At 40.3% G+C, this 1,232-nt stretch carries 2 protein-coding genes and 1 pseudogene; all 3 read left to right on the top strand.

The genetic code is table 11. The features are described 5' to 3' along the window. The first annotated feature begins 140 nt into the window (after positions 1-140). Complete coding sequence (locus PVV57_RS10330; protein ID WP_273719004.1) at positions 141-557, top strand: hypothetical protein; 417 nt, start codon at positions 141-143, stop codon at positions 555-557. 96 nt (positions 558-653) lie between these two features. After that, positions 654-1,130 carry a hypothetical protein gene (locus PVV57_RS10325; protein ID WP_273784046.1) on the top strand — a complete coding sequence of 159 codons (477 nt, stop codon included), beginning with the start codon at positions 654-656 and terminating at the stop codon, positions 1,128-1,130. A gap of 1 nt (position 1,131) precedes the next feature. Continuing rightward, a pseudogene (locus PVV57_RS10320) lies at positions 1,132-1,232 on the top strand (hemagglutinin repeat-containing protein); the annotation flags it as partial.

Here is a 1,232-nt window from a genome sequence, read left to right as displayed (position 1 = left end):
GTTTGGACAGAATGGTGGAGAGTGGTTACAAATCCCATAAGTTCCCATACTTGTCTTGGACATGCGAGTGATAAGTGTAAAGTGCGCTATGGCATATCTCATCTAAAACAAAAACCTTGAATTAGATCATGGAGAAAAAAATGAAACAAACTCTAAAGCTATTATGTGCTGTAACTTTGTTAGGTATTGCCGGATGTCAATTTAATAAAACTCCTGGAGGGTATTTGAGCGCGTGGGAGAAAAATGGAGTTACTGATTTTACTGAGGTAGGAAAAGCCTTGTTAGAATGTGGCATGCCAACCCCTTATGATGTCGATCCAGAAAACAGAAAGCAGAGCATTAATGCAAAAGCAACAATTTATGCTTGCATGCTTCAATCAGGATTCCGCTATAAAGATGAAGAGGTAGCAAGAGCGGGTGGGTGGTGTTACACTTTTAGAGCCGAAAACCTTCCGATTTGTCGACCAGGTGCTGTCGTTCCACAGAGAAGTGTCAAGAAGCGCTTAAACAGCCCGTTTTGTAAAAAGTATAAAAATAGCCGTAAATGCCAACCTTAAATATTGCTGTTGATGGAAACTACAATCCCCACATTCATGTGTTCCTATGCTTGTGCGGGATTGTCTCCTTAATTAATCCATTCAAAGAGGGGAAAAATGAAAAAAATCTTGAAATTATTGAGCTGTATAGCTCTGCTTATTGTGGCTGGATGTATTAACCAACCTCCTCCATCCACTTTAGCATTGTGGGAAAAACCAGATGTTGATAAAGCGATGACCCAACAAGCCTTAACAAAATGTGGTTGGAAACCAATTTATGCTTCTCCTGACAATATGGATTCGTATGCAAGTGAATTTGCTTCAGTTTATGAGTGCATGAAAAAAGCCGGTTTCCGGTACAAAATGCAAGATTCAAAAGGGATCTATTTTGTCCCCCCTGTGAAAAGTGACTCGTTTTTAGTTAATTTGATGGTAGCTGGATATCAGCAATTTATGGACAATGACACTTTTGGTGTGACCAACAAAACGAAGAAGGAACGCGCTTTACTAGCGCATTTTGAGGATGAAAGAAAACATCAGCAAAAGACAAAAGCTTTACAAAAGCGACCATTAAAGCGTCCTACCCATCGTTAAAAAGGGCTCCAGTGAACAAGTGCATCACAAGAACAGCCATATTATAGGTACCGGCACTGTTCATAGCAATAGTGGAGGAAACACCACACTAGCAGGCGCTGT

It is taken from the genome of Bartonella sp. AU15XJBT (assembly GCF_028618615.1).
In the GTDB taxonomy this organism is placed as follows: domain Bacteria; phylum Pseudomonadota; class Alphaproteobacteria; order Rhizobiales; family Rhizobiaceae; genus Bartonella.
The sequence above is the reverse complement of the archived record's forward strand: the minus strand, read 5'-3'. Positions and strand labels throughout refer to the sequence as shown.

What these genes read in the sequence shown, in the direction of transcription:
- PVV57_RS10330 (WP_273719004.1), top strand. Translation starts at nt 141, where the DNA reads ATGAAACAAACTCTAAAGCTATTATGTGCTGTAACTTTGTTAGGTATT.
- PVV57_RS10325 (WP_273784046.1), top strand. Translation starts at nt 654, where the DNA reads ATGAAAAAAATCTTGAAATTATTGAGCTGTATAGCTCTGCTTATTGTG.